This window comes from Micrococcus sp. NPDC078436, from assembly GCF_040702705.1.
Lineage (GTDB): Bacteria > Actinomycetota > Actinomycetes > Actinomycetales > Micrococcaceae > Micrococcus.
Genome location: NZ_JBFBLX010000029.1, coordinates 1 through 4,528, shown reverse-complemented (window position 1 = coordinate 4,528; position 4,528 = coordinate 1). Strand labels below are relative to the sequence as shown.

The following is a 4,528-nucleotide window of genomic DNA, read 5'->3' as shown; positions in this document are numbered from 1 at the left end:
CGATCACGGACCAGACCTCGTCCGAGATGACATCACGCGACATGTCCTCAGACTCGCGCATTCACGTCCCCGACTCCTTTAGCAACACGCCCTAGGTCGCGGGCGAGTACCGCCGGGTAGCTCGGGCCCTCGAGGAGTGTCATGAGGATGCGGGAGCGGGTCGGGTCGGCCATCGCCCGGCCCAGCCGGTTCATCACGTCCAGCCGCGAAGCAATAGTCAGCATGCGCTGACCATACAGAACCTGCTGACCTCCCGTGTGTGGCTCCCGCTGCTGATATCTGCACATCTGCATAGGTGTATGGTCGTGGCATGAGTGTGACGCCGTTGGATTCGTGTCAGGTCACCGCCGTCCATCCGGAGAAGGTGGCGCTGACCCGGGAGAGGATCCCCGACGAGCGCGAGGCCGGCAGGTTGGCCGGGCTGTTCAAGCTCCTGGGGGACCCGCGCCGTGCCCGGGTGCTGTATGCGTTGCTGGAGGCCGGCGAGCTGTGCGTGTGTGACCTGGCGGCGTCGGTCGATGTCGCGGAGGCGTCGGTGTCCCAGATGCTGCGGGTGCTGCGTACCGCTGGGGTGGTCGAGAACCGCCGGGAGGGGCGGATGGTGTACTACCGCCTCGCTGACGGGCATGTGCGGATGCTGCTGGACGTCTCCCGTGAGCACGCCCGCCACGAGGGGCAGGGCTGATGGGGGCGGGACACAGCCATGCCCCGGCGACCGGGCATGCCGGTGGCCGCTACCGTCGGCGGCTGGCGGGGGCGTTCGCCCTGACGGCGGGCTTCTTCCTGATCGAGCTGGTCGCGGGGCTGGTGTCGGGGTCGTTGGCGCTGCTGTCGGATGCCGGGCACATGGCTGCCGATGTGGTGGTGCTGGGTGCGGCGCTGCTGGCGACGCGCATCGCGAGCCGGCCGGACTCCACAGGGCGACGCACCTATGGCTCCTACCGGGCCGAGGTGTTCGCCTCGGCGTTGGCGGTGCTGGCGATGCTCGCGGTCGGGGTGTACGTGGTGGTCGAGGCCATCAGCCGGCTGGGCGACGCGCCGGAGGTGGCCTCCGGCGCCATGCTCGCGGTCGGCTTCGCCGGCCTGGTGATCAACATCATCTCCATGCTGCTGCTGCGCAGCGGGGCCAAGGACAGCCTGAACGTCAAGGGCGCCTACTACGAGGTGATCGCCGACGCCGCCGGGTCGGTGGGTGTCATGGTCGCCGGCGTGCTGATCATCCTCACCGGCCAGCCGATCTGGGACGTCGTGGTCGCGGCGCTCATCGCGGTCTTCGTCATCATCCGGGCGGTGGTTCTGGGCAGGCAGGTGATCGCGGTGCTGGGCCAGCACGCCCCGGAAGGGGTGGACCCGGAGGACGTCGCCGGTGACCTGGACGCGGTCGAGGGGGTGGAGGAGGTCCACGACCTGCACCTGTGGACCCTGACGTCGGGGATGAACGTGGCCACGGCCCACCTGGTCGCTGACCAGGGCGCGGACCACGGCGCCGTGCTTGCCGGCGCGCGCCGGGTGCTGCGCGACCGTTACGGTATCGCCCATGCCACCTTGCAGGTGGAGGGCGCCGGCAGCGACGGCTGTCACGACCTGAGCTGGTAGCACTCGGCACCGAAGCCCGCTCGCGAGAGCCGCACATGCTTGAGCAACGTCTTAGGAGCGCGCGATGACCGCGAAGCACGGCAAGGGCCCCGGGCCGGACGAGGGCCAGCGGCCGGCCCGGCGCGGGGTGGTGCTCACCCTGCTGGGGATCGGTCTGGTCGCCGCGGCTTACGTGGTGACGATCGTGGTCATGGTGGTGCGGTGACGCGGCCCAAACGGACCGCGGCCTCATGGCGGCGCCGCAAGGCGGTCATCGCGTCGTCCAGTGCTGTCCTCGTCGGGTCGAGCACGTAGAGGTCGTGAAGACGTCCAGATATAGGCCTGGGACGGGAGTTCTTGCATCGACTGAACTCCCCGGTGGTTGCAGGTCCGATACGCAGGGGTGCCAGTAAGTAGGGCTGATCGGCGACCATTTTCTTGTCTCGCGCCCCGGGGCGAGGCGGTCCCCTATCGGTGTCCCTGTGTGCGGGGCAGGTTCACGCCGCGCAGCAGGAGAGCTTGGCGATGTCGGTGGTGAAGGCCTGCGCGGTGAGCTTGAGGCCTTCGGCCATGGTCAGGTAGGGGCTCCAGAGGTTGGCGACCTGGCTGGTGGTCATGCCGGCCTCGAGCATGTAGACCCCGGCGGCGGCGAGGTCGCCGGCGTCCTGGGCCAGGGCGGTAATGCCGATGATGCGGCCGGTGTCGGCGTCGGTGACCATCTTGATGAACCCGCGGGTGTCGCGGTTGACGATCGCGCGTGGGACGTGCGCGAGTGACAGGACACGGCTGTCGTAGCGGATCCCGGCAGCGGAGGCCTGCCGTTCGGTCATCCCGACGGCGGCCAGGGCGGGGCTGGTGAACACGACCCGGGGCAGGTGGCGGTAGTCGACCTCGAGGCCGGCGCCGGTGAGGGCGTTGTCGGCGACGAGGGCGCCGTGGGCCGCGGCGACGTACACGAACTGACGGTGGGCGGTGACGTCACCGGCAGCCCAGACGCGCGGGTTGGTGCTGCGCAGATGGCTGTCGACGACCACCTCGCCGTGGTCGCCGGTGCGCACGTCGACGGTGTCGAGACCGAGCGTGGCGGTGACCGGGCGGCGCCCGGTGGCGACGAGTACCTCGGCCGCCCGGAGTTCCTGTGAGCCGTCAGTGGTGGTGGCAGTGACCGTGACCTCGCCGGTGGCCGGGTCGCGGCGGACCGCGCTGGGCACCGCGCCGCGGATGATCTGGATGCCTTCGTCCGTGAAGATCTCATCCAGGGCGGTGGACGCCTCGGGTTCTTCCTGGGACGCCAGCCGTGAGCGGACCAGCATGGTGACCCGGACGCCGAGCCGAGCGAAGAGCTGGGCCTGCTCCATCGCGACGTAGCCGCCGCCGATGACCAGCAGCGACTCCGGGACGTGGTCCAGTTCCATCGCGGTGGTCGAGGTCAGGTAACCGGCCTCCTGCAGGCCGGGGACCGGCGGCGCCCAGGGCCTGGAGCCGGTGGCGATGAGGTAGTGCGCGGCCCGGACCGTCTCCACCGTGCCGTCAGGGCCGGTGACGCGCAGTGCCGGCTCGCTGGGTGTGCCGACGAACGTGGCGTCCCCGGGGTGGAGATCCCATCCGTACTCGGTGGCCAGGTCCAGGTACTTCTCGCCACGCAGTGACCCGACGAGCCGATCCTTGCCGGCGATCAAGGCGGGCATGTCGACCGGCCGGACTTCGGGGAGCGGCAGGCCGGGGAACCGGGAGGCGTCGAGTGTGACGTGGCGGGCCTCGGCGGTCGCGAGCAAGGCCTTGGAGGGCACGCACCCGGTGTTCACGCAGGTACCGCCGACGGTGCCACGCTCGATCATCACCACCCGTCTGCCGAGGTTGGTGGCGCGGATCGCGGCCGCGAACGCCGCCCCACCGGACCCGATCATTGCCAGGTCATACGACCTGCTGTTAGCCGTTGCCGTCATGAACTCCTCCTTCATCGCCCTCAGGATCGACCTTCCAGTGCACTGGAAGGTCAAGGGGGAGAATGAGTGGCATGCGGATCGGTGAGGTGGCTCGGGCGTCGGGCACGACGAGCAAGACCCTGCGGTACTACGAGGAGGTCGGGCTGCTACCCGCCGCGGACCGCACCCCGGCGGGCTACCGGGACTACGGCGCCGAGGTGCTCGACCGGCTGGACTTCATCCGCCGGGGGCAAGCGGCCGGGCTGACCCTGGCCCAGATCGGTCAGGTGCTGGACATCCGCGACCGGGGGCAGGCCCCCTGCCGGCACGTCACCGACCTGCTCGACACCCGCCTTGATGTGATCGACCGGCAACTCGCCGAGCTCGCGCAGCTACGCACCACGATCGCCGACCTGCGCGAGGACGCCGCCGCCGGCGACCCGGCCACGTGCTCCCCCGAGGATGTCTGCCGCTACCTGTGACACCGAAGTTCACGGGCCCGTGGCAGCGCATGGCGGCCCACTCTGTTGCGTTGGGGTGTTAGACCTTTCGCAACGGTTCTGTTGCGCGGGGTGCACCCTATCGCGACGCCTATTCCTCCGGCCTGCCGTCGGCCGCTGTCCCGGTGAAGGATCCCCTTGCGGGCATGCGATCTGGGCTGACGCCTGTGACCGAGTGTTCAGTTCGCGCTGTATAGTTCAGTCCATGCTGACTATTGCTTCGCGTCTCGACGTGATGAACCGCCTGGGTCGTGCACTGGCCGACCCCACTCGATCCCGGATCATCTTGACCCTGCTCGACCATCCCGCTTACCCGGCGGAACTGGCCCGAGATCTGGACCTGACACGCCCGAACGTGTCCAACCACCTGGCATGCCTGCGCGATTGCGGGATCGTCGTCTCCGAGCCCGAGGGTCGTCGGACACGATATGAAATCGCCGATTCGCACCTGGCGCAGGCGCTGACGGCACTGGTCGATGCCACCCTGGCAGTGGACGAAGACGCCCCGTGCATCGATCCCGCCTGCTC

Annotated in this window: 6 protein-coding genes and 1 pseudogene; 5 read left to right on the top strand and 2 right to left on the bottom strand. The window is 69.4% G+C overall.

What is annotated here, in order from left to right:
* Positions 1-89: 89 nt before the first annotated feature.
* A pseudogene (locus AB0302_RS11345) lies at positions 90-224 on the bottom strand (ArsR family transcriptional regulator); the annotation flags it as partial.
* Positions 225-310: 86 nt separating this feature from the next.
* Here AB0302_RS11345 and AB0302_RS11340 point away from each other — a divergent pair.
* From AB0302_RS11340 to AB0302_RS11330, 3 genes are all read left to right on the top strand, one after another.
* A complete protein-coding gene (locus tag AB0302_RS11340) occupies positions 311-685 on the top strand; it encodes a metalloregulator ArsR/SmtB family transcription factor (protein ID WP_158496204.1) in 375 nt (124 codons plus the stop codon).
* Positions 685-1,596 carry a cation diffusion facilitator family transporter gene (locus tag AB0302_RS11335; protein WP_002854089.1) on the top strand — a complete coding sequence of 304 codons (912 nt, stop codon included), beginning with the start codon at positions 685-687 and terminating at the stop codon, positions 1,594-1,596. The genes AB0302_RS11340 and AB0302_RS11335 overlap by 1 nt, the downstream gene beginning before the upstream one ends.
* A gap of 64 nt (positions 1,597-1,660) precedes the next feature.
* Complete coding sequence (locus tag AB0302_RS11330; RefSeq protein WP_002854087.1) at positions 1,661-1,801, top strand: hypothetical protein; 141 nt, start codon at positions 1,661-1,663, stop codon at positions 1,799-1,801.
* Between the two features lie 271 nt (positions 1,802-2,072).
* Here AB0302_RS11330 and merA read toward each other — a convergent pair whose 3' ends face one another.
* Positions 2,073-3,536, bottom strand: coding sequence for a mercury(II) reductase (gene merA, locus AB0302_RS11325; RefSeq protein WP_052520066.1), 1,464 nt, complete (start codon positions 3,534-3,536; stop codon positions 2,073-2,075).
* Positions 3,537-3,592: 56 nt separating this feature from the next.
* On the opposite strand from merA, the gene AB0302_RS11320 reads away from it, so the two are divergent.
* Together AB0302_RS11320 and AB0302_RS11315 are read left to right on the top strand one after the other, a co-directional pair.
* Entirely contained in the window at positions 3,593-3,982 is a 390-nt protein-coding gene (locus AB0302_RS11320) for a heavy metal-responsive transcriptional regulator (RefSeq protein ID WP_036382791.1), read from the top strand.
* 223 nt (positions 3,983-4,205) lie between these two features.
* Positions 4,206-4,528, top strand: a 323-nt coding sequence (locus tag AB0302_RS11315) for a metalloregulator ArsR/SmtB family transcription factor (protein ID WP_366372157.1), incomplete at its 3' end; no start/stop codon positions are given.

Bases quoted from the DNA above. Each gene is read 5' to 3' on its own strand.
- AB0302_RS11330 (WP_002854087.1), top strand. From the start codon at position 1,661: ATGACCGCGAAGCACGGCAAGGGCCCCGGGCCGGACGAGGGCCAGCGG.
- AB0302_RS11335 (WP_002854089.1), top strand. From the start codon at position 685: ATGGGGGCGGGACACAGCCATGCCCCGGCGACCGGGCATGCCGGTGGC.
- merA (WP_052520066.1), bottom strand. From the start codon at position 3,536: ATGAAGGAGGAGTTCATGACGGCAACGGCTAACAGCAGGTCGTATGAC.
- AB0302_RS11340 (WP_158496204.1), top strand. From the start codon at position 311: ATGAGTGTGACGCCGTTGGATTCGTGTCAGGTCACCGCCGTCCATCCG.
- AB0302_RS11320 (WP_036382791.1), top strand. From the start codon at position 3,593: ATGCGGATCGGTGAGGTGGCTCGGGCGTCGGGCACGACGAGCAAGACC.